Source organism: Kitasatospora sp. NPDC048722 (assembly GCF_040650235.1).
In the GTDB taxonomy this organism is placed as follows: Bacteria; Actinomycetota; Actinomycetes; order Streptomycetales; family Streptomycetaceae; genus Kitasatospora.
Map to the genome: position 1 here is coordinate 148,933 of NZ_JBEZGX010000003.1, position 21,920 is coordinate 170,852.

19 protein-coding genes and 1 pseudogene are annotated in these 21,920 nt (G+C 75.3%); 12 read left to right on the plus strand and 8 right to left on the minus strand.

The genetic code is table 11. The features are described 5' to 3' along the window. Window positions 1-42 precede the first annotated feature (42 nt). The 4 genes from AB0C76_RS04085 to trpD form a co-directional block, all read right to left on the minus strand. Entirely contained in the window at window positions 43-2,952 is a 2,910-nt protein-coding gene (locus tag AB0C76_RS04085) for an AAA family ATPase (protein ID WP_359959319.1), read from the minus strand. 243 nt (window positions 2,953-3,195) lie between these two features. Then, the gene (locus AB0C76_RS04090; RefSeq protein ID WP_359959322.1) at window positions 3,196-3,381 is read right to left on the minus strand and encodes a hypothetical protein; all 186 of its coding nucleotides are present in this window, start codon (window positions 3,379-3,381) and stop codon (window positions 3,196-3,198) included. A gap of 22 nt (window positions 3,382-3,403) precedes the next feature. Next, entirely contained in the window at window positions 3,404-6,292 is a 2,889-nt protein-coding gene (locus AB0C76_RS04095; protein WP_359959325.1) for a type 2 lanthipeptide synthetase LanM family protein, read from the minus strand. 359 nt (window positions 6,293-6,651) lie between these two features. Next, a complete protein-coding gene (gene trpD / locus AB0C76_RS04100) occupies window positions 6,652-7,725 on the minus strand; it encodes an anthranilate phosphoribosyltransferase (protein ID WP_359959328.1) in 1,074 nt (357 codons plus the stop codon). Between the two features lie 265 nt (window positions 7,726-7,990). Between trpD and AB0C76_RS04105 the strand changes: the two genes are divergently transcribed. Further along, a complete protein-coding gene (locus AB0C76_RS04105; RefSeq protein WP_359959331.1) occupies window positions 7,991-9,379 on the plus strand; it encodes a pyridoxal-dependent decarboxylase in 1,389 nt (462 codons plus the stop codon). A 16-nt stretch (window positions 9,380-9,395) separates the two neighbouring features. Here AB0C76_RS04105 and AB0C76_RS04110 read toward each other — a convergent pair whose 3' ends face one another. Next, window positions 9,396-10,058, minus strand: coding sequence for a TetR/AcrR family transcriptional regulator (locus tag AB0C76_RS04110; RefSeq protein WP_359959333.1), 663 nt, complete (start codon window positions 10,056-10,058; stop codon window positions 9,396-9,398). A gap of 215 nt (window positions 10,059-10,273) precedes the next feature. On the opposite strand from AB0C76_RS04110, the gene AB0C76_RS04115 reads away from it, so the two are divergent. Next, complete coding sequence (locus AB0C76_RS04115; protein WP_359959336.1) at window positions 10,274-10,999, plus strand: DUF2306 domain-containing protein; 726 nt, start codon at window positions 10,274-10,276, stop codon at window positions 10,997-10,999. 90 nt (window positions 11,000-11,089) lie between these two features. Here AB0C76_RS04115 and AB0C76_RS04120 read toward each other — a convergent pair whose 3' ends face one another. Further along, on the minus strand, window positions 11,090-11,638 hold the full coding sequence (locus tag AB0C76_RS04120; protein ID WP_359959339.1) for a DinB family protein: 549 nt from the start codon (window positions 11,636-11,638) through the stop codon (window positions 11,090-11,092). Window positions 11,639-11,739: 101 nt separating this feature from the next. Between AB0C76_RS04120 and AB0C76_RS04125 the strand changes: the two genes are divergently transcribed. From AB0C76_RS04125 to AB0C76_RS04140, 4 genes are all read left to right on the plus strand, one after another. Further along, window positions 11,740-12,708 carry a YafY family protein gene (locus tag AB0C76_RS04125; protein ID WP_359959341.1) on the plus strand — a complete coding sequence of 323 codons (969 nt, stop codon included), beginning with the start codon at window positions 11,740-11,742 and terminating at the stop codon, window positions 12,706-12,708. Between the two features lie 207 nt (window positions 12,709-12,915). Next, the gene (locus tag AB0C76_RS04130) at window positions 12,916-13,977 is read left to right on the plus strand and encodes a TlpA disulfide reductase family protein (protein ID WP_359959343.1); all 1,062 of its coding nucleotides are present in this window, start codon (window positions 12,916-12,918) and stop codon (window positions 13,975-13,977) included. Window positions 13,978-14,014: 37 nt separating this feature from the next. After that, the gene (locus AB0C76_RS04135; protein WP_359959346.1) at window positions 14,015-14,635 is read left to right on the plus strand and encodes a TetR/AcrR family transcriptional regulator; all 621 of its coding nucleotides are present in this window, start codon (window positions 14,015-14,017) and stop codon (window positions 14,633-14,635) included. Between the two features lie 91 nt (window positions 14,636-14,726). Further along, complete coding sequence (locus AB0C76_RS04140) at window positions 14,727-15,251, plus strand: ATP-binding protein (RefSeq protein ID WP_359959349.1); 525 nt, start codon at window positions 14,727-14,729, stop codon at window positions 15,249-15,251. A gap of 202 nt (window positions 15,252-15,453) precedes the next feature. Here the strand turns inward: AB0C76_RS04140 and AB0C76_RS04145 are convergent, their stop codons facing one another. Beyond that, window positions 15,454-16,341, minus strand: a complete 888-nt coding sequence (locus tag AB0C76_RS04145) for a LysR family transcriptional regulator (protein WP_359959352.1) — start codon at window positions 16,339-16,341, stop codon at window positions 15,454-15,456. A 201-nt stretch (window positions 16,342-16,542) separates the two neighbouring features. On the opposite strand from AB0C76_RS04145, the pseudogene AB0C76_RS04150 reads away from it, so the two are divergent. Continuing rightward, window positions 16,543-17,079, plus strand: a pseudogene (locus AB0C76_RS04150) (DUF6817 domain-containing protein); the annotation flags it as partial. A gap of 21 nt (window positions 17,080-17,100) precedes the next feature. After that, window positions 17,101-17,955 carry a 2-dehydropantoate 2-reductase gene (locus tag AB0C76_RS04155; protein ID WP_359959649.1) on the plus strand — a complete coding sequence of 285 codons (855 nt, stop codon included), beginning with the start codon at window positions 17,101-17,103 and terminating at the stop codon, window positions 17,953-17,955. Window positions 17,956-17,990: 35 nt separating this feature from the next. Here the strand turns inward: AB0C76_RS04155 and AB0C76_RS04160 are convergent, their stop codons facing one another. Further along, window positions 17,991-18,926, minus strand: a complete 936-nt coding sequence (locus AB0C76_RS04160) for an EamA family transporter (protein WP_359959354.1) — start codon at window positions 18,924-18,926, stop codon at window positions 17,991-17,993. Window positions 18,927-18,995: 69 nt separating this feature from the next. On the opposite strand from AB0C76_RS04160, the gene AB0C76_RS04165 reads away from it, so the two are divergent. The 4 genes from AB0C76_RS04165 to AB0C76_RS04180 all read left to right on the plus strand — a co-directional run bounded on the left by AB0C76_RS04165 (window position 18,996) and on the right by AB0C76_RS04180 (window position 21,915). Continuing rightward, window positions 18,996-19,856, plus strand: coding sequence for a LysR family transcriptional regulator (locus tag AB0C76_RS04165; RefSeq protein WP_359959357.1), 861 nt, complete (start codon window positions 18,996-18,998; stop codon window positions 19,854-19,856). 179 nt (window positions 19,857-20,035) lie between these two features. Beyond that, window positions 20,036-20,566, plus strand: coding sequence for an SRPBCC family protein (locus AB0C76_RS04170; protein ID WP_359959360.1), 531 nt, complete (start codon window positions 20,036-20,038; stop codon window positions 20,564-20,566). 63 nt (window positions 20,567-20,629) lie between these two features. After that, window positions 20,630-21,397, plus strand: coding sequence for a maleylpyruvate isomerase family mycothiol-dependent enzyme (locus tag AB0C76_RS04175; RefSeq protein WP_359959363.1), 768 nt, complete (start codon window positions 20,630-20,632; stop codon window positions 21,395-21,397). Window positions 21,398-21,489: 92 nt separating this feature from the next. Then, the gene (locus tag AB0C76_RS04180; RefSeq protein WP_359959366.1) at window positions 21,490-21,915 is read left to right on the plus strand and encodes a hypothetical protein; all 426 of its coding nucleotides are present in this window, start codon (window positions 21,490-21,492) and stop codon (window positions 21,913-21,915) included. Window positions 21,916-21,920: the final 5 nt, after the last annotated feature.

The following is a 21,920-nucleotide window of genomic DNA, read 5'->3' on the forward strand; positions in this document are numbered from 1 at the left end:
CAGCGCGGCCACTGAGCCCGGTTCGCCGTGATCGTCCCGCCCCTAGCCGTGCACGGCCAGGTCCGCGGCCAGTCGGCAGAGTGCGGCCCGGTCGGGGCGGCCGGTCTTCTGGATCAGGCTGGCCAGGTGCTTCTCGACCGTGCGCGGCGAGATCGACAGCAGCCGGGCCAGGTCCTGGTTGCCCGGACGGTCGACGAGCAGCGCCAGCACCTCGTACTCGCGCGGCGTGACGCCCTGGGCGCGCAGCCCGGCCGGGATCAGCTCGCAGCCCCTGCGGCGCTGGGCGACGTTCACCCCCGCCTGCCGGAGCAGCGCCCGGCAGGCGCCCGCCACCGGCGGGACGTCGAGCGCGTGGAAGTACTCCTCGGCGGTCCGCAGCCAGGCCACCGGGTCGCCCCAGCCGTCGGCGAGCGCGGCCTCCGCGACCAGGCGCAGCCCCAGGTGGTGCCCGGTGGGGAAGCGCTTGGGGTCCCGCCGGACCCGGGCGACCGCCTCGGTGGCCTCGGCGGCCCGGCCGGCCCGGCCCAGCAGCACCGCTTCGGCGAGGTCCAGGAACTGCCGGTTCCACGCGAGTTCGGCGCCCGGCGACGCGGTGACGGCGGCGTGCTCGGCCCAGCCCGCCGTGCCGGCCAGCACCGCCAGCAGCGGGCGCAGGCCGTACCGCCCGGCGAGGAAGTAGACGTTCGGGTGCTCGGCTTCCCAGGCCGCCGCCGCCGCGAACTCGGCGTCGGCCGTCGCGCGGTCCTCCTCCAGCAGCGCGCACATGGCCCGGCACAGGCCGAGCATCACCGGTGTGAGCAGCGACCCCTCGCCGCCCGCCTGCCGGAACGCGCGCAGGACGTGCTCCATCGTGCGCCGCCGTCCCTGGTGGGCGGCCAGGGTCGCGGAGGTCAGCAGCAGGTAGCGGTGCGTCGCGTGGTTGCGCATCCGGCCGGCCGCGTCCAGGCAGCGCCCGATGATCTCCTCGGCCGCCGCCGGGTCGCCCGAGAGGACGGCGTGCATCGCCAGGAACCCCTCGGTTCGCTGGCTCAGCACGATCGAGCCGAGGTCCTCGGCCGCCGCCCTCGCCTGCTCCAGCCGCCGCGCCTCGCCGGTGCGCATGAACGCGTTGCCGCCCAGCCGGATCAGCGCCTCGAACCGCCAGCCCGGCAGCCCGTGCGTCTCGGCCACGGCGAGCATCCGCTCCAGGCACCCGTCGGCGACGTCGAAGCCGTGCGTGCGGGAGAGCATCGCGAGCACCTGCCAGGCCTGGCAGGCCAGGACCGGCAGCCCGGCCCGCTCGGCCATGTCCGCCGCCTCCTCGGCCAGCCGCTCGGCGTCCGGCAGCCGCTCCTCCTCGCCGGGCAGCAGCGCCAGGTGCGCCTCGACGACCGCCAGCGCGGCGGCCTGCTCCGGTGCTCCCCCGTTGTGCAACCGGGACCGGGCCGCGGCCACCTGGGCGACCGTCTCCGCGCCCCGCTCGGCCACGACGGCGGCCCAGGCCAGCCGCGTGTGCAGGGCGACCATGCGGTCGGCGGCCAGCGTCGTCGAACCGAGCGTCGGCAGCGTGCCGGCCAGCGCGAACGCCCGGTCCAACTGGCCGTCCTCGGCGAGCGCGTACGCCAGCGACTCGGTGATCTCCGCCCGGTGCGCCGGGCCCGCCAGCGACTCGGCCCGCTCCAGCAGCAGTACCGCCGACGCCGAGGCACCGTCTGCCATCGTCAGCCGGCCGGCCTCGGCGAGCAGCAGTGCCGCGCCCGGCCGGTCATCCGCGGTGACGAGCAGGTCGGCGACCAGCTGGCACCGGTCGGGGGTCGGCGGCCCGTCCTCGCGCAGCGCGTCGGCGGCCCGGCGGGCGAGTGCGGCGCGCTGGGCGGCGGGGATGCCGGCGAGCACGGCGTCGACGGTGATCGCGTGGCGGAACGCGTAGTCGTGCGGTGAGGAGTCGTCGGGGACGAGGAAGTGCGCCTCGGTCGCCGCCCGGAGGCGGATGAACAGGGTGGGGTCGTCGAGTCCGGTGACGGTCCGCAGGGCGGAGACGCAGCAGCGCGGGCCGATGGTGGCCGCGAGGAGGAGGAAGTCGCGCAGCGGGGGGTCGACCTGCAGGAGGCGGTGGCCGAAGCTCTGCACGACGGTGGTCGGCACGGTGGTGTCGAGGTCGCCGGTGACCTGCCAGCCGTCGTCTCCGGCGGTGCTCAGCAGTCGGGAGTCGACGAGGTCGGCGAGGAGTTCCTCGACCAGGTACGGGTTGCCGTCGCTGCGGGTGACCAGCCGGTCGACGACGGCGTCCGGTACGTCGGCGGCCGGGGCGTCCAGGCAGCCGGCCACCAGGGCCCTTATCTCGGGAGCGCTCAGGGGCGGCAGCGTCGCGACGGTGGCGACCCGGCGGCGCTCGGTGCTCCGTGCGAGGTTCAGTGCGGTGCTCGGGTCCGGGCGGACGGTCGCGAGGAGGAGGACGGGCAGGCGGCCGAGGTTGTCGGCGAGGTACTCGGTGACGGCGACGGACTCGGAGTCCGCCCAGTGCAGGTCTTCCAGGGCGAGGACGCAGCCGGTGTCCCGGCCGATCACGGAGAGCAGGCGCAGCAGTGCCTCGGCCAGTTCGACGACGCTCTCGGTCCGGCCGGGGGCGGCGGCGTTGCGCCACTCCGGGACGACTCGGGCCAGGGCCGAGCGGTAGGGGAGCAGTTCGGGGTCGGTGGGTGGGGCGGTGGTGCGGAAGTGCGAGGACAGCGCCTCCAGCAGTGGACGGAACGGGGTCCCGCCGCCGGTCATGCTGCCGCGGCCGCGCAGCACCGGGATTCCGCGGTCCGCCGCCCGCTGGACGCAGTGGTCGACCAGCCGGGACTTGCCGATTCCGGGCTCGCCGATCAGGAACACCGTGCGGCCGTTGCCCTCCCGAAGCCGCGTCAAGGATCTCTCCAGCAGGGAGATTTCTTCCTGACGGCCGATGGTGACCGGCGAAGTGATGCGCATGTCGGCAGGGTAGTTGATCGTATGAACAAGTTGACAAAACGATTGCCAAAATCCGGAGGCCGGGGCAGGGGTTGGGGAAGGGGCCGCTGCGCGGGGCTCGGGGGTGGGGCTTGGGGTGGGGGTGGGCTTTCGGGAGGGTGGGTTCCGCCGGGCGTGGGTTGAGGAGGGTGCGTTGGTGGGGGTGTGCCGACGGCCGGGCGGGGGCCTTGGGCTCCCCGGCGCCGGCCGTCGGTTGAGTGGTGGTCAGCGGAAGGTCACGGTCTCGATCGTGCACTTGCCGCGGTCGCGGGTGCCCATCAGTTCGGCGCGGCGGGCGAGCAGGCCGGTGGCCGCCGGGCGGAGGCGGATCGCGCCGATCGGGTCGTCCTGCGCCGCTTCCTGGGCGACGGTCGGGGACGTCCGGCGACGGACGGTCTCGTGGATGTCCATGGCTCTTCCTCTCGTTGATGGGTCACGGCGTCCGGTTCGACGGCCGTGGTTCGATCGGTGCTTGCAGCAGCAGCGCCGAAGGCGTGTGGTCGGGGAACGCGAGCCGCAGCAGTCCGTGGCCGATGCCGGCCAGCCCGGTCAGGAAGCCGGGGGCCGGGACGGCGGACGGGGTGCCGCAGACCGGGCCGGCCCGGTCGAGGGCGGCGAGCAGGGTTGCGGTGCGGGCGCCGAGGGCCGGGTCCTTCGCGTGGGCGAGCAGTTCGAGGACGCCGAGTTCGCCGTGGCACGGGCTGTGGGTGGGGAGCGGGCGGGCTGCGGCCGTGCGTTCGACGGTGGTCCTGAGGTGGTGGCTCAACCGTTCGTCGGTCGAGGCGGCCTCGCTGTCGGCGATGGCGAGGGCGATGCCTGGTGCGCCTTCGCACCAGGTCGTTCGGCGTACCGGTGAGGCGGCGGCCGAGTGCAGTGCGGCGAGCCCGGCTCGCCGGTGTTCGGCGCTGCCGTCCTCGGTTGCGGCGAAGCGGAGAAGGGCCCATCCGATGCCGGCCGTTCCGGTGAGGAAGCCGTGGTAGCCGGGGAGCGGGCGGGTGAGGAGCGCGTCCGCGCAGCGGCGGGCGCCTTGCCGGGCTTCGGTGCTGCCGACGGCCAGGAGGGCGGCGAGACCGCCGGCGGTGCCCTCGGCGAGGGTGGGGGAGTGTTCCGCTTCGGCTGCTTCGGCGGTCAGTTGGACGGCCGGGGCGAGCCAGGTGGCGATCTCGTGGTCGTCCAGGAGGACGGCGAGTCGGCTCAGCGCATACGTGAGGCCGCCGAGGCCCGCGAACGCGCCGGCGCCGATCAGTGGCAGTTCCGCGGGCCGGGCCGTGAGTCGGTCGAGGAGTTCGGGCACCGGGCGCAGGGCCTGGCGGGCGGCGTCGGCGTAGCGGTCCCTGCCGGTGAGTCCGGCGAGCTGCGCGAGGAACAGGGCGGGGCCCGGGTAGCCGCCGCCCAGGTCGGCACCGGCCGGGGCGGGCTGCCAGTAGCGGCCGCCCAGGAGTTCGAGGCCGATCCAGTTGGCCCGGCCGGTGGAGCGGTGGGCCTCGTCGAGGAGGGTGTCGCCGATCGTGCGGGCGGCGTTCAGGAGGTCGGCGGGGGAGGGGTGTTGGGCGCCGGGGCGGGGAGCCCCCGGCGGGGTGGGGGCGGGCTCGTGGGGCGGGGTGGTCGAGCGGCTCGTCATGGCCGCGCGGATGATCCACTCCTGTCGGGAACAGGGTTGCCCGAGCCGCTCGCCGACCCGGTCGAGGGCCGGGCGGTCCAGCGCGCCGCGCACGCGCCTGCCCTGGCCGGTCCACAGGTCCGCCGTTCCCGGACGGGTGGTGAAGACGGGTACGTCGCCGTTCCAGAGCTCTGCCGCTTCGTCGTCGGCCAGCCCGGTCCAGCCGGGGTGGTCGGTCCCGTCCGCGAGGGCGTCCCGGAGCAGGGCGTCCCGGTCGGCCGCGTTCCTCAGGAGGTCGGGGTGGGTGGACTCGTCGAGCAGCGTGGCGTAGTCGGCCGTCGCGCGGACGACGACGCGGGTCTCGTCGTCGGCGAACGCGGGCAGCAGGGCGAGCAGTCCGTCCCTGTCGTCGGCGAGGATGCGCCGGGCCAGGCGGTAGCCGTCGAGCAGGGCGCCGACGTGGTCGGCCGGGTCGGCGTCCGTGCCGGCGAGGGTGGGGCGGTTGGCACCGCCGTGGAGTTCGCCGGGGTGGCGGACGAGCCGCATCCGGTCGGTGCCGGCCTCCTCCCACCGCACGGACTCCCCGGGCACGGTGGCCCCGGCGTCGCCGCCCAGTCCGGAGGCGTCCACGGCCCGTTCGTCACCGAGGATCAGGCGCGGCAGCAGGCCGGTCCGGTGCATCGAGGCGGCGAGGGCGACGGCCGCCGGATCGACGGACTCCCCGGGCTGCTGCGGTGCGGGCGGGTGGAAGAGGGTTTCGAGGTCGACCGGTACGGGGTGGTCCGCGCACGCGATGAGGTTCTCGAAGTGCAGGTCGGTGCAGTCGAAGGCGTGCAGCAGCGCGAGCCAGGCGCCCTGCCGGAGGTAGAAGCGCTCCACTTCCCGGGGTGTTGTGCACGGGCGGCGGTCGACGAACTCCGTCCAGCCGTAGCCGTCCCGGGAGACCAGGGCGACGGCCCGCAGGCCGGGCGAGCCGGGTTGGGCGTTGAACCGGTCGATGACGGCGTTGAAGTGGTGGTGGGTCCGTAGCGAGCGCGGCTTGTACACGACCCTTGCTCCGTCTGCGAAGTGCATGACGGCGACGGCGTGGCCGCGTCGGTGCTGGTCGCCGGTGCGGTGGACGGCGGTCAGCGGACCCGGGTCGGTGCCGCCGAGCAGCGTGGTGACGATGTCCGCCCGGTCGGCGGCGAACCTGTTCAGCAGGACGGTGAGTGCCTCGGCGGCGGCCAGGCAGGTCTGCGCCAGGATCCTCGCCAGGACGGGGTAGGCGCGGAAGAGGCCTGACAGGCCGGGCCGGTGGGCGGTCGACTCGATGTAGGAACGGAAACGTCCCTCCGAGGCGGGGCCCGTCAGGTGGCCGTTCGTCCGGGCGGTGTGGAGTTCCAGGACGAGCGTGCGGGCGGCCTGCCGGGTGAGGGCGTCCGCGAGGTCGTCGGCGAACCGGGCCCGGATCGCGGGCAGGCCGGCGAGTTCCGGCGGGATTGCGGTGTGCACGCGGGTCAGCGCGGTCCGGACGAGCGGCGCCACGACCGGGCGGAATCCGGTGGTGCCCGGCATCGGGCCCGCGGGCACCTGCGGCACGCCTGCGCCCGCGACCGCTTCCTCGACGAAGGCGGCCCACGCGGGGCGGCCGTCACACGCGGGCTCGCCGGGGCGCAGGCCGGGCTCCCACCAGCGTCCCGTCAGGGCCGCGGCCGTCGCGTCGCTCGGAGGAGTGGTCACGGCACAGAGCGTGTCAGCCGGAAGACGGTTCGCACAAGAGTTTGATCAAGCCGGGTGGGTCCGGGGGATCCCGGGGCGCGTAAGAAGATGGGGGCCGGTCCCCCATGTGGGGGTGGGTGTGCCGTGCCCAGAATGGCGATCGCGGCCGCGGTTCTCCGCTTCCGTTCCCGGCCAGGCCGTCTCCGATCAGGGCAGCGGCGGCTTCCGGGACGGCACCACAGGTGGACGGTTCGCCCGCGTGGGGGCGGGGGTTCCGGCCCGGGGGGAGCCGGAACCCGCCGGTCACCCGGCGCGCGGACGTCGCCCGCCCTCCCCCCGTGGGGCGGGCGATGTCCTCGCGCCGGGTGGCCGAATCGCCGCTATCCGGCCGTCCGCACGTCCTGGACCGCCGTGAGCCATCCGTCGAGCGCCTTCAGCGCGGCCCCCGACTCCACGGCCTGTCGCGCCTCGTGCAGGGCGGCCGGGAACCGCGGCGCCACCCGGCCGGGCCGGGGCCGGGCGGCGATCAGGGCGGCCGCCGCGTTGAGCAGGACGCTGTCCAGCACCGGGCCCGTCGCGCCCGCCACGACCTCCCGCAGGACGCGCGCGTTGTGCTCGGGGCCGCCGCCGACGAGCGCCCCGGCGGGGGCCGGCGCGAGCCCGAGGCCGGCGGGATCGAGCCGTTCCTCCGTCACGGTGCCGTCCTGGACCGCCCAGATCCGGGCCGGCGCGGTCGTCGTCAGCTCGTCCGTCCCGTCCTCGGAGCGCACCACCAGGGCGGAGGTGCCGCGAGCGGCCAGCAGGCCGGCGATCGCGGGGGCCGCCCGCAGGTCGGCGACGCCGACCACCTGGTGGCGCGGCCGGGCCGGGCCGATCAGCGGCCCGAGCAGGTTGAACGCGGACGGCACGCCGAGCGCACGGCGCACCGGGGCGGCGTTGCGCAGCGCCGGGTGGAAGACCGGCGCGAAGCAGAACGTGATGCCGGCCCGGCGGGCGACCTCGGCGACGGCCGCGGGCGGCAGGTCCAGCGGGATCCCGAGCGCCTCCAGGACGTCCGCGGTGCCGCACCTGGAGGAGGCCGAGCGGCCGCCGTGCTTGACGACGGGCACCCCGCAGGCGGCGACCACGACGGAGGCCATGGTGGAGATGTTGACGGTCGAGCCGCCGTCGCCCCCGGTGCCGGCGAGGTCGACGCACCGGCCGTCGTCGACGTCCAGCGGCACCGCGTGGTCGAGCGCGGCCGCGACCAGGCCGGACAGTTCGGCGGCACTCTCGCCCTTGACCCGCAGGCCCATCAGGAAGGCCGCGAGCTGCTCCGGTCGGAAGTCGTCGTCCAGCACGCGCTCCATGGCCCACCGCGCCTCGTCGGCCCGCAGGTCGTGTCCGCCCGCCAGGGCGGCGAGCAGCCGCGGCCAGGTGAGGTCCGGGGTGTGCGTGAGAGTCCTGTCGTCCACTGGTTCGCCGTCCTTGGCGTCGAGTCCAGCGGGGGCCCCGGAAAACGCGAATCGGCCGCCCACCGGACGGCCGATACATGACGCGCTGCGCTGTCAGGCCACCCGATCGGGGGCCCACCAGGATCCGCGGCACGTCGTCATGGCGGTCATGCTAGCCCATGCGCGGCCCGGAGCAGTCCACTCGGGTGGAATTGGACCGGGACGGCCGGTGCGCCGGTCGATACGCTCGGGACACAGTTGATCTTCCCCGCCACGGAGTGACCCCATGCACCCTGAACTCGCCGCCGACCTGGACCAGTTGCCCGCGCTGCTGGAGGAGACCCGGCAGCGGGCCGTCGCCTTCCTGGGCGGTCTCGACGAGCGGCCGGTGGTCACGCCGCTGGCGGAGTCCGCGCCGGTGCGGCTGGGGGACGGCGGCGGGATCGGGCTGCGCGCGGCGCTGGCGGAGTTCGCCGAGCGCTGGGAGCCGCGGCTGAGCGCGAGCGCCGGTCCGCGCTACTTCGGGTTCGTCACCGGCGGCGCGACCCCGGCGGCCCTCGCGGGGGACTGGCTCACCGCCACCGCCGACCAGAACTCCAACTCCTCGCTCGACCCGGCCGGGCAGCACCTGGAGCGCGAGACGGTCGGCTGGCTGCGCGAGCTCTTCGGCCTCTCCGACGCGCACACCGGCACGTTCGTGAGCGGCGCCACCATGTCGAACACCGTCGGCCTCGCGATCGCCCGCGAGTGGCTGGGCGAGCGCCTCGGCGTGGACGTCGCCGAGGACGGCGCCGGCGCGCTCGGCCGGGTGCGGGTGCTGTCCGGCAGTGCGCACTCCAGCATCGCCAAGGCGCTGTCCGTGTTGGGTCTCGGCCGCTCGGCGCTCACCGCCGTGCCGACGCTGGCGGGCCGCGAGGCGGTCGACCCCGCGGCGCTGGAGCGGGCGCTCGCGGCAGCGGACGGTCCGTGCGTCGTCGTGGCCAACGCGGGCACCGTGAACACCGTCGACTTCGACGACCTGCGGGCGATCGCCGCGCTCCGCGAACGGTACGACTTCTGGCTGCACGTGGACGGCGCGTTCGGCGCCTTCGCCGCCCTGACGCCGGAACACGCCGGGCTCGTAGCCGGGTTGGACCTCGCCGACTCCGTCTGCGTCGACCTCCACAAGTGGCTCAACGTGCCCTACGACAGCGCCGTGCAGTTCACCCGCCGCCGCGACCTGCAGGCCCGCGTCTTCCAGAACGCCGCCGCCTACCTCGGCCCGCTCGGCGAGCACCCCGACCTCGTCCACCTCACCCCCGAGAACTCGCACCGACTGCGCGCCCTCGCCGCCTGGTTCACGCTGCGCGCGTACGGGCGGGCCGGCCACCGCGAGATCGTCGAGCGCTGCGTCGCCGGGGCCCGGACGCTCGGGGAGGCGGTGGCGGGCATCGACGGGCTGCGCCTGTTGGCGCCGGTGCGGTTGAACGTCGTCTGCTTCACGCTCGCCGACGACCCCACCGCCGAGCGGCTCGCCGGCCTGGCCGCGGAGGTCGCGGGGGAGGCCTTCTTCACACCGACGCGCTACGCCGGGGTCCCGGCCCTCCGCGCGGCGTTCAGCAACTGGCGCACGACGGAGGCGGACGTCCGCCGGACGGTCGCGGCGCTCGCGCGGGCGGTGGCCGAGCCGGCCTGAACGTCATCGGACCGCTTCAGCTCCTTGCCTGCGCGGTCGTGAGGCCCCGGACGACGAACGCGACGCCGTCGGTGATGGCGGACTCCCGTGTCTCCTCCGGGAGTTCGGCGTAGGGGCCGAGCAGGAGCAGGGCCAGGCCGTGGACGCCGGCCCAGGCGTTGAAGGTGGCGGTCGCGGCGGGTTCGGCGAGGAGGCCGGCGGCGTCGAGTGCGGCGAGGGCCTCCTGGAGGATCGCGGAGGGGCCGCGCCGCACCTCGTCGCCCTCCTCGTCGGGGGCGGGGTCCTGCCCGCTCTGCTCGGGGGCCGGGGTCTTGCCACCGGTCGGGAACGCGGTGGCGAACAGGCCGGGCTCGGCCAGGGCGTAGCGGATGTAGCCCTCGCCCACGGCGGTGAGGCGGCCGACCGCGTCGAGCCCCGGGTCGGCGGCGGGCGTGCGCCGCTCCAACTCGGCGTCCATGGCCTCGGCGAGGCGTCGGCGGGAGTCCCGGGCGACCTCGTCGACGAGGTCCGGCAGGGCGGAGAAGTGCCGGTAGGCCGCGTTGGGCGAGACGCCGACCCGGCGCGCGGTCTCGCGCAGCACGATGGTCGAGGGGCCGCCCTCGCGCGCGAGTTCGACGCCGGCCTGCACGAGGGCCTCGCGGAGGTTGCCGTGGTGGTAGCCCGCTCGCTGTGAATCCATGCTCGATGTTAACAGCGTGAACACGTCGACCGGGACCGGCCTGGTTCTCCTCATGAACTCTCTTGTGCTGCACAGTGGTTGAGGATGGGCGGGTGGCGAATCGAGGTGGATGTTGACGCCGTCCACATCCGCGCGTAAGTTCACAGTGTCCACATTGGGGGTGGGTCGCGCCGCCCCTGCCCGGGGACGCTCCATCGACCAGATCGGGGACACTCATGACCAGCACCACGGCTCCGCCCGCCGTCGCCCCCACCGAGGGGACGGGCCCCGGAAGTGGACGCTTCCCCTGGACCGTCGTCCTCCTGACCTCCCTGGGGATCGTCGGCTACGTCGTCGCCACCTACGCCCAGGCCGGTCTGCCCCTCGACGGCTCGCGCGGCGGCCTCGCCGCCACCTACGCCGAGCGTCCCCTCGGCATCCAACTCGCCTTCTACGTGCACATCGTGACGGCCTCGGTAGCGCTGCTCGTCGGCCCGTTCCAGTTCTCCGCCGCGCTGCGGCGCCGCTCCCGCGCGGTCCACCGCTGGACGGGCCGCGTGTACCTGGCGGGCGTCGGCCTCGGCTCGCCGGCCGCCCTCGTGATGTCCTTCGTCAGCTCGATCGCCTTCGACGGCTTCTTCGGCTTCGGCAGCCTCGCGCTGCTGTGGGCGTGGACGACCTGGCGCGCCTACCGCGCCATCCGCGGGGGCGACCTGCCGAACCACCGCGCCTGGATGATCCGCAGCTTCGCCCTCACCTACGCCGCCGTCACCCTCCGGGCGTGGCTCGGCGTCCTGATCCTCCTCCAGACGCTCACCGCCGACGGGCCCGTGGACGGCGCGCACGTGTTCGACACCGCGTACGCCGTCCTGCCCTTCCTCGCCTGGCTCCCCAACCTCGTCGTCGCCGAGTTCCTGATACGCCGCCGCGGTCTCCCGTCCTACCGGATCACCCCGGCCTGACCGGCGCCGGTGAAGCGCTGTCGCTCCGACGGCGCCGGGCCGCAGCCGGGTCGGCTGCGGCCCGGCGGGCGCGGCGGGTCCGGTCGATCGTCAGCCCATGCTCTTCGCGCCGTCGATGGCCTCGCGGATGATGTCGGCGTGGCCCGCGTGCTGGGCGGTCTCGGCGATGATGTGGAGGAGGACGCGGCGCGCGGACCAGGCCTCGTCCTTGAACCAGGGGGCCTTCGGGAGCGGCTGGACCGCGCCCAGGTCGGGCAGGGTGGCGACCAACTCGTCCGTGCGGAGGGCCACTTCCCGGTACGCGGCGAGCACGCCGGCCAGGGTCTCGCCGGGCAGCATGCGGAACTCGTCGGCGCGGCGGGCGTAGTCCTCCGCGGTGAAGGTCGAGAAGTCGGGCATCGCGGACGGGCCGTCGACGATGAAGTCCGCCCACAGCCTCTCGACCACCGTCACGTGCTTGATCAGGCCGCCCACGCACAGCTCGCTGACGGTGGTGCGCTGCCCGGCCTGCTCGTCGGTGAGGTCGCGGGCGGTGAAGCCCAGGAAGTGCCGCTGCTTGGCCAGCGCCACGAGGAGGTCGGCGCGCTCGCCGGTGATGTCGGTGGCCTTGTCCACAGCGGTGGAGGTGGTGGTGGTCATGGTGATCGCCTTCCGTGTTGCTTCCTGCTCCCTCGGACAGGAACCACAGTAGGGACCATTGCGGCCACTTCCTGACCTGAATTGCGCGGAGAATCGGAGTCATGGCGAACACCAGCACTCGCACCCTCCGGCTGCTCTCCCTCCTGCAGACGCATCGCTACTGGCCCGGCGAGGAACTCGCCGAGCGGCTCGGCGTCTCCGCCCGCACCCTGCGCCGCGACATCGACCGGCTGCGCGAGCTCGGCTACCCCGTCGAGGCGCAGCGCGGCGTCGACGGCGGTTACCAGCTCGCCGCGGGCGCCGCCCTGCCGCCGCTGGTGATCGACGACGAGGAGGCGGTCGCGCTGGCGGTGGGCCTCCAGGCGGCGGCGGAGAGCCCGGTGGAGGGGATCGCCGAGGCGTCGGTGCGGGTGCTTGCGAAGGTGGTGCAGGTGATGCCGGCCCGGCTGCGGCGGCGGGTGGAGGCGTTGCGGGCGATGACGGTGCCGGTCGACTGGGGCGGTCGGCTCGCGGCGCCGGTCGACCCGGACGGGCTGACGGTGGTGGCGCTGGCCTGCCGGGACGCCGAGCGGCTGCGCTTCTCGTACACGGCGGCGGACGGCAGGCGGGCGGACCGGCACGTCGAGCCGCACCGGCTGGTGTGCCTGGGGCGTCGCTGGTACCTGGTGGCGTACGACCTCACCCGCCAGGACTGGCGCACCTTCCGGCTCGACCGGCTCACGGCGCCCGAGGGTGGCGGCGGCCGGTTCGCCCCGCGCGAGCTGCCGGCCGCCGACGCCGCCGAGTTCGTCCGGGCGGGCGTCAACGGCCTCGTCCGCCCGTACCGGGTCGAGGCGGTGGTGGCCGCGCCGGCCGGGGGCGTGCGCGAGCGGATCGGCCGGTGGGGCGCGGTCGAGGAGGTCGACGAGGGGCGCTGCCGGATCGTGATGGCCGCCGACGACCTCAACTGGCCCATCATGGCCCTCGGTTCGCTCGGTGCTGAGTTCACCGTCGTCGAGCCGCCCGAACTGGTCGAGCGGCTCGACGAGTGGTCCTCCCGCTTCGCCCGGGCGGTCCGGACCCCGGGGTAGTCGGGCCGTCACGGCGGCGGGACGGACCTGCCGATCGACGAGGGGCTGGTCGTCGAGGTGGTCTGGTTCGCCGCGACGGTGCCGACGGACGGGGTCCGGAACGGGCCGAAGCGCTTCCTGGACCGGTAAGCGGTTGCGCCTCCCGGAATCCCGGAATAACGTCGTTATTCTCAAATAACGGCGTTATTTCGATCGAGGAGGCGTCCCATGGGCGGCACCGTCGAGCTGACGATCCTGGACGACCACAGCGAGACCCGGGTCGCGGCCGACCTGCGCCCCGCACCGGACGGCGCGGACCCGCACGTCTGGCTCGCCCACGCGGACGTCGAACGCGCGCTGGGCTTCACCCGCAAACCGCAGGGCTGGTGCCGCGGAGACGTCTGCGTCCCGGCGGCGGCCGTCGCCCGGTTCGAGGACGCCGGCCGCCTCGACCTCACCGCCTTCGCCGCCCTGCTCGGCCGCCCGGTGGCCGCCGAGCCCGCCGTCGGCGTCCTCGCCCTCGGCGCCTCCGCCGACGACCGCTCCGCCGCCCTGGCCGCCGGCCAGGCGCCCGACTTCTCGCTCCCGGACGTCCACGGCGTCCGGCACGCGCTGAGCGACCTGCGCGGGCGCAAGGTCGCGCTGGTCTTCTGGGCCTCCTGGTGCGGCTGCCGCTACGACCTGCCCACGTGGGAGCGCCTGCACGCCGAACTCGCCGCCGACGGCTTCTCCCTGCTGAGCGTCGCCGTCGACCGCAGGGCCGAGGACGCCGCGCCCTGGATCGCCGAGGCCGCGCCGACCCACCCGGCGCTGATCGACGTCGACGGCCGGGTCGCCGACCTCTACCAGCTGCTCAACGTCCCCACCGCGGTCTGGATCGACGAGGACGGCCGCATCGCCCGGCCCAGCGACACCCAGTTCGCGACCGACCTCTTCCGCTCGATGAGCGGCCTCGACTCCGGCAGGACGCTCGCCGCGCTGCGCCGCTGGGTGGCCACCGGCGACCCGGGCGTCGACGCCGACGCCGTCGCCGCACTGACCGAGCCGGGCACCCCCGCGCGCCAGCGAGCCCGCACCGAGGCCGCACTCGCCCTGTGGCTGCTGCGCCACGGCCACCCGGGCGCCGCCGAGCGGCACTTCGCCACGGCCGCCGATCTCGCCCCGGAGGACGTCACGACGTGGCGCAGCGCGATGCCGCTGCTCGGCGTCGACCCGATGGGCGACGAGTACTTCGCCCGCCGGGCGGCGCTGGAAGAGGCGGGCGTGCCGATCTACCGTCCGCTGCCCTGACCGAGCTGAGCGCACCACGTACGGGAGAATCGTCCGCATGCCCGCCAAATCACCCACCGGCGCCTTCGCCCGGGCCCAGGCCCTGGGCGAGGCCGCGCTGCGCACCGCCCTGCTGGACATCGCCGCCGGCCTGCTCGCCGCCGAGGGCCCGGCCGCGCTGAGCATGCGCCGCGTCGCCGCCGCGGCGGACTGCTCGACCACCGTCCTGTACCGGCACTTCGGGGCCAAGGACGGCATCACGCGGGAGCTCTACCTGGAGGGCTTCGCCCGGCTGCGCCGCCGCCTGGACGCGGTGCCCCGCGGTGACGATCCGGCCGAGCACCTGGCCGCCCTCGGCCGCGCCTACCGGGCCAACGCGCTGGAGGAGCCCAACTTCTACGGCGTCATGCACGGCGAGGGGGTGCCCGGCTTCGTCCCGGACGACGAGTGCAGGACGGCCGCCGCCGCGAGCCTCGACGTCCTGCGGGAGGCGGCGCGGGCGTGCGTCGAGGCGGGCGTGCTGCGGGCGGACGCGGACGTGGACGAGGTGACGGACACGCTGTGGGCGGCCGCGCACGGCGTGATCAGCCTGGAGCGCGGCGGGCATTTCCCGGGCGCCCTCGGCGAGCAGCGCTTCCGGACGCTGACGCGGGCGGCGGTGGGGGCGTTCCTGCCGTAAGGCGTTCCCGGCGTGGGGCGTCGCCGGCGTGGGGCGTTCCCGCCGTGAAAACCGGTCGCCCCCGGCCGATCCCCACCGGCACCATGCAGGGGTGACCACGTTGTTCCTGATGGTCGGCCTGCCCGGCGCCGGCAAGACCACGCGCGCCCGGCAGCTCGCCGCCGAGCACGGCGCGCTGCGCCTGACGCCCGACGACTGGATGATCCCGCTGTTCGGCGAGGCGGAGCCGGAGGGCAAGCGCGACGTGCTGGAGGGCCGGATGCTCTGGCTCGCCCTGGAGACGGTCCGGCTGGGCACCGACGTCGTGGTGGACTACGGGTGCTGGTCCCGGGACGAACGCTCCGCCATCCGCTGGCTGGCCGAGGCCGAGTCGGTGCGCTTCCGGATGGTCTACCTGCCGGTGGACGACGCGACCCAGCGCGCCCGGATCGCCCATCGCTGGGCGACCACCCCCGACGAGACGTTCCCGATGTCGGAGGCCGACATCCAGCACGGCCGGTCCCGCTTCGAGGAACCCGACGCCGCCGAGCTCTCGGCCCGCGAGCCCGCCGCCGTGCCGCCGGGCTGGGCGACGTGGCGCGAGTGGGCCGCCGAGCGCTGGCCGTCCTTCGCCTGAGCGGAGCCGCCGGGTGAGGCCCTGCCGGAGTGCCGAGCTCCATCGACCGCATGCCGTTGACCCCGGGCCACATCTGCCTTCACCTCTCCCGAGCGCCCGCCTGGAGGCGGATCATTTCCACTTCCAGCAGATCCATTTGACGCCCGGACGGGTATCCGCGGCACACCACCCCACCCCGGCCCGGCCCGCCCGGTCGGGCCGCTCACGTCCCGCAGTGCTCGGCGACGGTGTCCGCGAAGGCGCGGGCCAGCGGCGAGAGGGTGTCCCAGCGGCGGACGGCCCAGCCGGCGGTGAGCACGGGGAGGGCGGGCAGCGGGACCAGCCGCAGGCCCGGGTGGCCCGGGCCCTGCCACTCGGGGAGGGCGGGCACGACGGCCTGGCCGAGCCCGAGCTCGGCCAGCAGGATCGCGGTGTCCCAGTCCGCGACGCTGGTGTCGAAGACCGGCCGGATGCCCGACGTGGCGAGCCAGGAGTCGAGTCGGGAGCGTGAGACGGAGTTCTGCGGCAGCCCGATGAGGCGGGCGTCCTGGAGGTCGACCGGGTCGACGTGGGTGCGGCCGGCGAGCGGGTCCCCGGCGGCGACGGCGAGCACCCAGGGCATTTCGACGACCGGCCGCTGCTCGATCCCGCGCGCGGGCGCACCGAGCGAGATCCACGCGAGGTCGACGCGGCCCGCGGCGAGCGCCTCGAAGCAGCTGCGGCTGGACACCTCCGTCTGGAACTCCAGGCTCACCCCCGGGAAACGGCGCCGGAAGTCGACGACGGCCGCGGACATGAAGTGCCGGATGCTGGTGGCGCCGGTCGTGATCCGCACCGATCCGCCCTCCCCGCGGGCGAGTTCGTCGATGCCGCGCAACGCGTGGTCGATGCCGCCGAGGCTGTCGACGGCCGCCGCGCGCAGCAGGTGCCCGGCCTTAGTCGGCACGACGCCGCGGGGATGGCGTTCGAGCAGGACGACGCCGAGCTCCCGTTCGAGCCGTTTCACGTGCTGGCTGACGGCGGACTGCGTGCAGGACAGCCGGCGGGCCACGGCGCTGAGCGAGCCGGCCCGGCACACCGCGGCGAAGACGCGGAGATCGTCGAGGGTCACGGCAGTCACCGTACGCCCGTGCTGACCCAAGCTTTCCCTTGGGGGTTCCCCAGTGAACCCGTGGATTGACTTGGATGTCCGCGCGGCTCGATCATCGCTGCAGGGCCCAGGGCGGCAACCCGCCCGCTGTCCTCGCGCGTTCCGGACGCACGGCGGGGCACGGCGGGTGCCGACCCACAATCCCCCGAGAGGAAACCAGAGTTGACGACCGACCATGTCATCGCCCGAGCCGTCTCCGTGCTGCGCTCGCTCGGCGCGGACGGCATCGAGCACCCCGGCGGCACCCTGCTCGCCCACCTGGAACGCGTCCGGCGCCGGCTCGCCGACTGGGGCGCCCGCCCGGACCTCCAGCTCGCCGGGCTCTGCCACGCCGCCTACGGGACGGACGGCTTCCCCACCGCCCTCCTGCCGCTCGACCGCCGCACCGACCTGGCCGCCGTGATCGGCCCGGGGGCCGAGCGGATCGTCCACCGGTACGCGAGCTGCGACCGCCGCGCCACCTACCCCGGACTGCCCGGCCCGGACGCCGACTTCCACGACCGCTTCACCGGCCGCGCGCTCACCCCCGACCCGTCCGAACTGCGCGACTTCGCGGAGCTGACCGCCGCCAACGAGCTCGACATCGTCGGGAGCGACCCGGCCTTCCGCGAGCGGTGGGGCGCGGACCTGCTCGCCCTGTTCACCCGGCTGCGGCCGCTCCTGAGCCCGGCCGCGTGGGAGGCCTGCCAGACCGTCCTCGGCCCCCGCCGGACGGTCGCCGTGCTCGGCCCCGGTGGGGTCGGCGGGCTGCTCGCCGCGCTGCTGGCGCGGGCCGGGCACCAGGTGATCTGCCTCGCCGGGGAAGCGACCGCCGAGGCGCTGCGCCGGGACGGGATCCGGGTGCGCAGCGCCCAGTTCGGCGAGTTCACCGCACCCGTGGCGGCGGACACCACGCTGCGCCAACCCGTCGACCTGTGCCTGGTGACCGTCAAGCACACCCACCTGGCGGAGGCGCTGGAGCGGGTGCCGCCCGCCCTCGTCGCGGACGGACTGGTGGTGCCGCTGCTCAACGGCATCGAGCATCCGGCGCAGCTGCGCGGCCGGTTCGGGGCGGAGCGGGTCGTCGGGGCCGTCGTCCGGGTCGAGTCGGCCCGGGTGGCGCCGGGCGTGGTCGAGCACGGCAGCCCGTTCACCGAGATCGACCTCGCCGGTCCGGCCGACCGGCTCGACAAGGTCGCGCGGCTGCTGGAGGGCGCGGGCGTGCGCACCCGGGTGAGCGCGGACGAACCGGCCGTGCTGTGGGCCAAGTTCGCGTTCCTCGCACCGTTCGCGCTGCTCACCACCCGGTACGGGCTCCCGATCGGGAGCGTCCGCGCCGAGCACCGCGCCGAGCTGGAGGCCCTCGTGGCGGAGGCCGCCGCCGTCGCCCGCGCGTGCGGGGCTCCGGCGGATCCGGCGAAGTCGCTGGCGCTCTACGACGCGTTCCCGCCCACCGCGAAGTCCTCCATGCAACGCGACGCGGAGGCGGGTCGCCCCCTGGAACTCGACGCCATCGGCGGAGCCCTCCTCCGCGCCGCCGCCCGCCACGCCGTCCCCGTCCCGCTCGCCACCCGCCTGGTCGGCGAGCTGGGGTGACGGTTACGCCCGGCCGGTGCGGACGGCGCCCGCCGCTACGCCCGCCCGGCCCGGCCGGTGCGGACGGCGCCCGCGCTCGCGGCCATCACCAGGGCGACCGCCGCGCACTGCGACGCCGACAGGGTCTGCCCCAGCACCAGGAAGCCGGCCAGGGCGCCGACCGCCGGGGCGAGGCTCATCAGCACCGCGAAGGTCGCCGCCGGCAGGCGCCGCAGGGCGAGCACCTCCAGGGCGTACGGCAGGCCGGAGGAGAGCAGTGCCACGGCCAGCCCGAGCGCCAGCACCCCGGGGTCGAGCAGGGCGGTGCCCGCGGCGGCGATCCCCAGCGGCAGGCTCATCAGCGCCGCCACGGACATCGCCACCACGAGCCCGTCCAGGCGGGGGAAGCGGGCCCCGGAGCGGGAGTTGAGGACGATGTACGCCGCCCACAGGGCGCCGGCGGCGAGCGCGAACCCGGCGCCCGTCAGGTCGAGCCGCTCGAAGCCGTCCCGGCCGAGCAGGAAGACGCCCGCGAGCGCGAGCGCCGCCCACACCAGGCTCACCGCCCGGCGGGCGGCGACCACCGACAGCACGAGCGGGCCGAGCACCTCCAGCGTCACGGCGGGTCCCAGCGGGATCCGGTCGATCGCCTGGTAGAAGAGGATGTTCATGCCGCCGAGCGCCACCCCGAAGGCCCCGGCGACGGCCCAGTCCCCGCGGCTGTGGCCGCGCAGCCGGGGCCGGCAGACCGCGAGCAGCAGCACGGCCGCGATCGTCACCCGCAGCGCCACCGTTCCCAACGGCCCGACGCGCGGGAACAGCAGGGCGGCGACGGCCGAGCCGAACTGCACCGACAGCGTGCCGCCCAGCACCAGCCCGATCCCGCCGAGGCCGCTCCGGGACGGCACGACGGGCCGTCCCGCCGGGTGGGGCGCCGGGAGCGTCGCGGCGGCTGCCGCCGTCCGGGACATCCCGGACACCGTGTTCGTCATGCCCCCCACGTTAGGGATTCGTTCGTGCCCCGGGAAATGCCGAATGGCAAGCCGTTATGCTTCCGAAGCATGACCATCGAGCTGCGCCACCTGCGAGCCTTCCTCGCCATCGTCGAGGAGGGCACGATCACCCGCGCCGCCGCCCGCCTCCACACCGGCCAGCCCGCGCTCTCCCGGACCCTGCGCCAGCTGGAGGACCACCTCGGCGTCCGCCTGATCGACCGCTCCACCCACCACCTGGACCTCACCGCCGCCGGCCGCACCTTCCGCGACCGCGCCGCCGCCGCGCTCGCCGCGGTGGACAGCGCCCTCGACCCCCGCACGCTCGCCTCCCCGCCGCTGCGCCTCGGCCACCCCTGGGCCGCCCTCGGCGACCACACCATCCCGCTGCTGCGCCGATGGGACGACGAGCACCCCGACGTGCCGCTCGAACTGCGCCGCATCGACGACCGTACGGCCGGCCTCACCCAGGGCCGGGTCGACATCGCCCTGCTGCGCGGCGAGGTCACGGCGCCCGGTCTCGCCACCGAGCTGCTGCTGGACGAGGAGCGGGTGGCGGTGGTGCCCGCGGCGAGCGACCTCGCCGACCGCGAGGCCCTCACCCTGGCGGACCTCGCGGCGTGGCCGGTCGCCCTCAACACGGTCGCCGGCACCACGACCCTCGACCTGTGGCCGGCCGGCCGACGCCCGACGGCGACGATCGAGGTCGCCAACACCGACGAGTGGCTGACCGCCATCGCCGCGGGCCGGGCCGTCGGCATCTCGACGGCCGCGACGCCGCGGCTGCACAAGCACCCCGCGATCGCCTACCGCCCGCTCGCCGACGCCCCGCCCGTCCCGCTGTTCCTGGCCTGGCGCCGGGGCGTCCCGGCGCACCCGGCCATCCCGGACCTGATCCGGCTGGCCCGCGCGGTGGTGACCGGGAACTGACGGTCTGCGAACGGATTGTCCGTCGGGCGGGGCGGCCGAACGTCGAGGGTCCGGTGAGCGGGCCGAGGAGATCGCCGGGGTTTGGTCCGGCACCTGTCGAGGTCCATGACAACTCGCTAACATCACGGACGGTCACCACCCGGGAACCGTGAAGGTCCCGGCGACGGAGGGGAAGCGCCATGCGATACGCGGACGGACCGCGGACGTTCTGCGAGGTGCACATCAAGGCCACGGTCGAGGAGGTCTGGTCGCTGGTCACCGACATCGCCCTGCCCGCCCGGCTCAGCCCCGAACTCCGGGGCGTCGCCTGGCTCGACGGCGCGGAGGGGCCCGCGGTCGGGGCCCGCTTCGAGGGGCACAACGAGAACGAGCGGCTGGGCAACTGGCGGACGGTCTCCCACGTGACGGAGCTGACCGACCGGGAGGTGTTCGCGTGGATCGTCACCGATGCGGACGGCCGGTTCGGCCGCCCCTCGACGGACCCGGCGGCCTCGCTCGCCTCCTGGCGCTACGAGCTCACGCCGGAGGACGGCGGCACCCGGCTGCGGCACTCGGTGCTGATCGGCCCCGGCCGCAACGGCGTGACGGCCGCCATCGACCGCTGGCCGGACCGCGAGGAGCAGATCATCGAGGTCCGCCTCGGTGAACTGCGGACCGGCATGGCGGCCACCCTCGACGGCATCAAGTTCCTGGCGGAGCAGGGAAGTTAGCCGTTGGACAGCAGAACTCGCCACCCGGAACGACCGTACCGGGCAAGGAAGCCGGGCATCACCGTGGAAGACCGCACCGTGGAAGGCCGCACCGTGGAAGGCCGCACCGCACTCCTCGACGCCGTCCACGCGTCCGCCGCCCGGTTCGCCGCCTGCGTCTCGGCCCTGACCGAGACGCAGGCACGCGGACCGTCGGCGCTGCCCGGCTGGAGCCGGGCGCACGTCGTCACCCACGTCGCCCGCAGCGCCGACGTCTACACCTGGCTCCTGGTCCTGGCCCGGACGGGCACCGAACCCGGGCCCAGGGCCGACGGAGCCACCCTGGAACGCCTGCTGGGCGAGGGCGCCGGGCGGGACGCCCCCGCCCTCGCCGCCGACCTGCGCGCGAGCCTCGACCGGCTGCTCGACGAGGCCTCGGCGATGCCCGCCGGGCGCTGGTCCGTCCTGGTCACCGCCCTCGCGGGATGGAAGCACCCGGCCTGGTACACCCTCCACCGCGCACGGCGCGAACTGGAGGTCCACCACACCGACCTGGCCCTCGGCCGCACCCCGGCCGACTGGTCGGCCGGCTTCGTCGCGGGGGCCCTGGAGGAGACCGTGGCCGCCCTGGCCGAGTGCGGTTTCCCGGTCGGCCGGTTCGAGGCCGTCGACCTCGGCCGCGCCTGGACCGTCGCCCAGACCGGCCAGACCGGCCAGACCGCGCCCGCCCCGACGGCGTCCGGCCCCGGCCACGCGCTGCTCGCCTGGCTCGCGGGCCGCGGCCCGGCGCCGGACCCGGGGTTGCCGGCCCCGCCGCCGTGGCCGCAGCCGCCGGTGCCGGGGTGGGGGTGAGCGGGGCCGGCCGGGGCGCTGACATTTGTCACGCCCCATCGGTGTGCGAGCACACTGCCCCGCGAGGGGTGCCCCCCGCCAGCATGAATGCCATGACCTCGACCGATCTGAACCACCCCGAGACCCGCCGGGCCTTCCGCACGATCCGCCGCCTCCTGGGCGCCTACCTCGGGATCAGCCTCGTCACGATGGCCGCGATCGTCGCGCTCGCCGGCCACCCCGACCTCGTCAACGTCGCCGTCTGGATCCGCGGCAGCGCCGTCGCGGCGAGCTCGGTGATCACGCTCGTCCTGGCGGTCAGGGCGGCGGGGGGCTCGACCGGAGCGTTCCGCCGGCTGCGGATCATCTCGACCGCGATGCTCGTCGCGATCGTCGTGATCATCGCCCTGCCGGGCACGTTCCCGTTCTGGATGAAGGCCGAGCAGGCGCTGTGCGGCGCCCTGCTGCTGGGGGTGGCCGTGATCCTCAACGGACGCCACCTGCGTACGCTCTTCGGGACGGCCGCCCCGCAGAACTGAGCCCC

Excerpts from the sequence above, each read along its gene's own strand:
- AB0C76_RS04085 (WP_359959319.1), bottom strand. The coding sequence starts at position 2,952 with ATGCGCATCACTTCGCCGGTCACCATCGGCCGTCAGGAAGAAATCTCC.
- AB0C76_RS04090 (WP_359959322.1), bottom strand. The coding sequence starts at position 3,381 with ATGGACATCCACGAGACCGTCCGTCGCCGGACGTCCCCGACCGTCGCC.
- AB0C76_RS04105 (WP_359959331.1), top strand. The coding sequence starts at position 7,991 with ATGCACCCTGAACTCGCCGCCGACCTGGACCAGTTGCCCGCGCTGCTG.
- AB0C76_RS04110 (WP_359959333.1), bottom strand. The coding sequence starts at position 10,058 with ATGGATTCACAGCGAGCGGGCTACCACCACGGCAACCTCCGCGAGGCC.
- AB0C76_RS04115 (WP_359959336.1), top strand. The coding sequence starts at position 10,274 with ATGACCAGCACCACGGCTCCGCCCGCCGTCGCCCCCACCGAGGGGACG.
- AB0C76_RS04120 (WP_359959339.1), bottom strand. The coding sequence starts at position 11,638 with ATGACCACCACCACCTCCACCGCTGTGGACAAGGCCACCGACATCACC.
- AB0C76_RS04125 (WP_359959341.1), top strand. The coding sequence starts at position 11,740 with ATGGCGAACACCAGCACTCGCACCCTCCGGCTGCTCTCCCTCCTGCAG.
- AB0C76_RS04130 (WP_359959343.1), top strand. The coding sequence starts at position 12,916 with ATGGGCGGCACCGTCGAGCTGACGATCCTGGACGACCACAGCGAGACC.
- AB0C76_RS04135 (WP_359959346.1), top strand. The coding sequence starts at position 14,015 with ATGCCCGCCAAATCACCCACCGGCGCCTTCGCCCGGGCCCAGGCCCTG.
- AB0C76_RS04160 (WP_359959354.1), bottom strand. The coding sequence starts at position 18,926 with ATGACGAACACGGTGTCCGGGATGTCCCGGACGGCGGCAGCCGCCGCG.
- AB0C76_RS04165 (WP_359959357.1), top strand. The coding sequence starts at position 18,996 with ATGACCATCGAGCTGCGCCACCTGCGAGCCTTCCTCGCCATCGTCGAG.
- AB0C76_RS04170 (WP_359959360.1), top strand. The coding sequence starts at position 20,036 with ATGCGATACGCGGACGGACCGCGGACGTTCTGCGAGGTGCACATCAAG.
- AB0C76_RS04180 (WP_359959366.1), top strand. The coding sequence starts at position 21,490 with ATGACCTCGACCGATCTGAACCACCCCGAGACCCGCCGGGCCTTCCGC.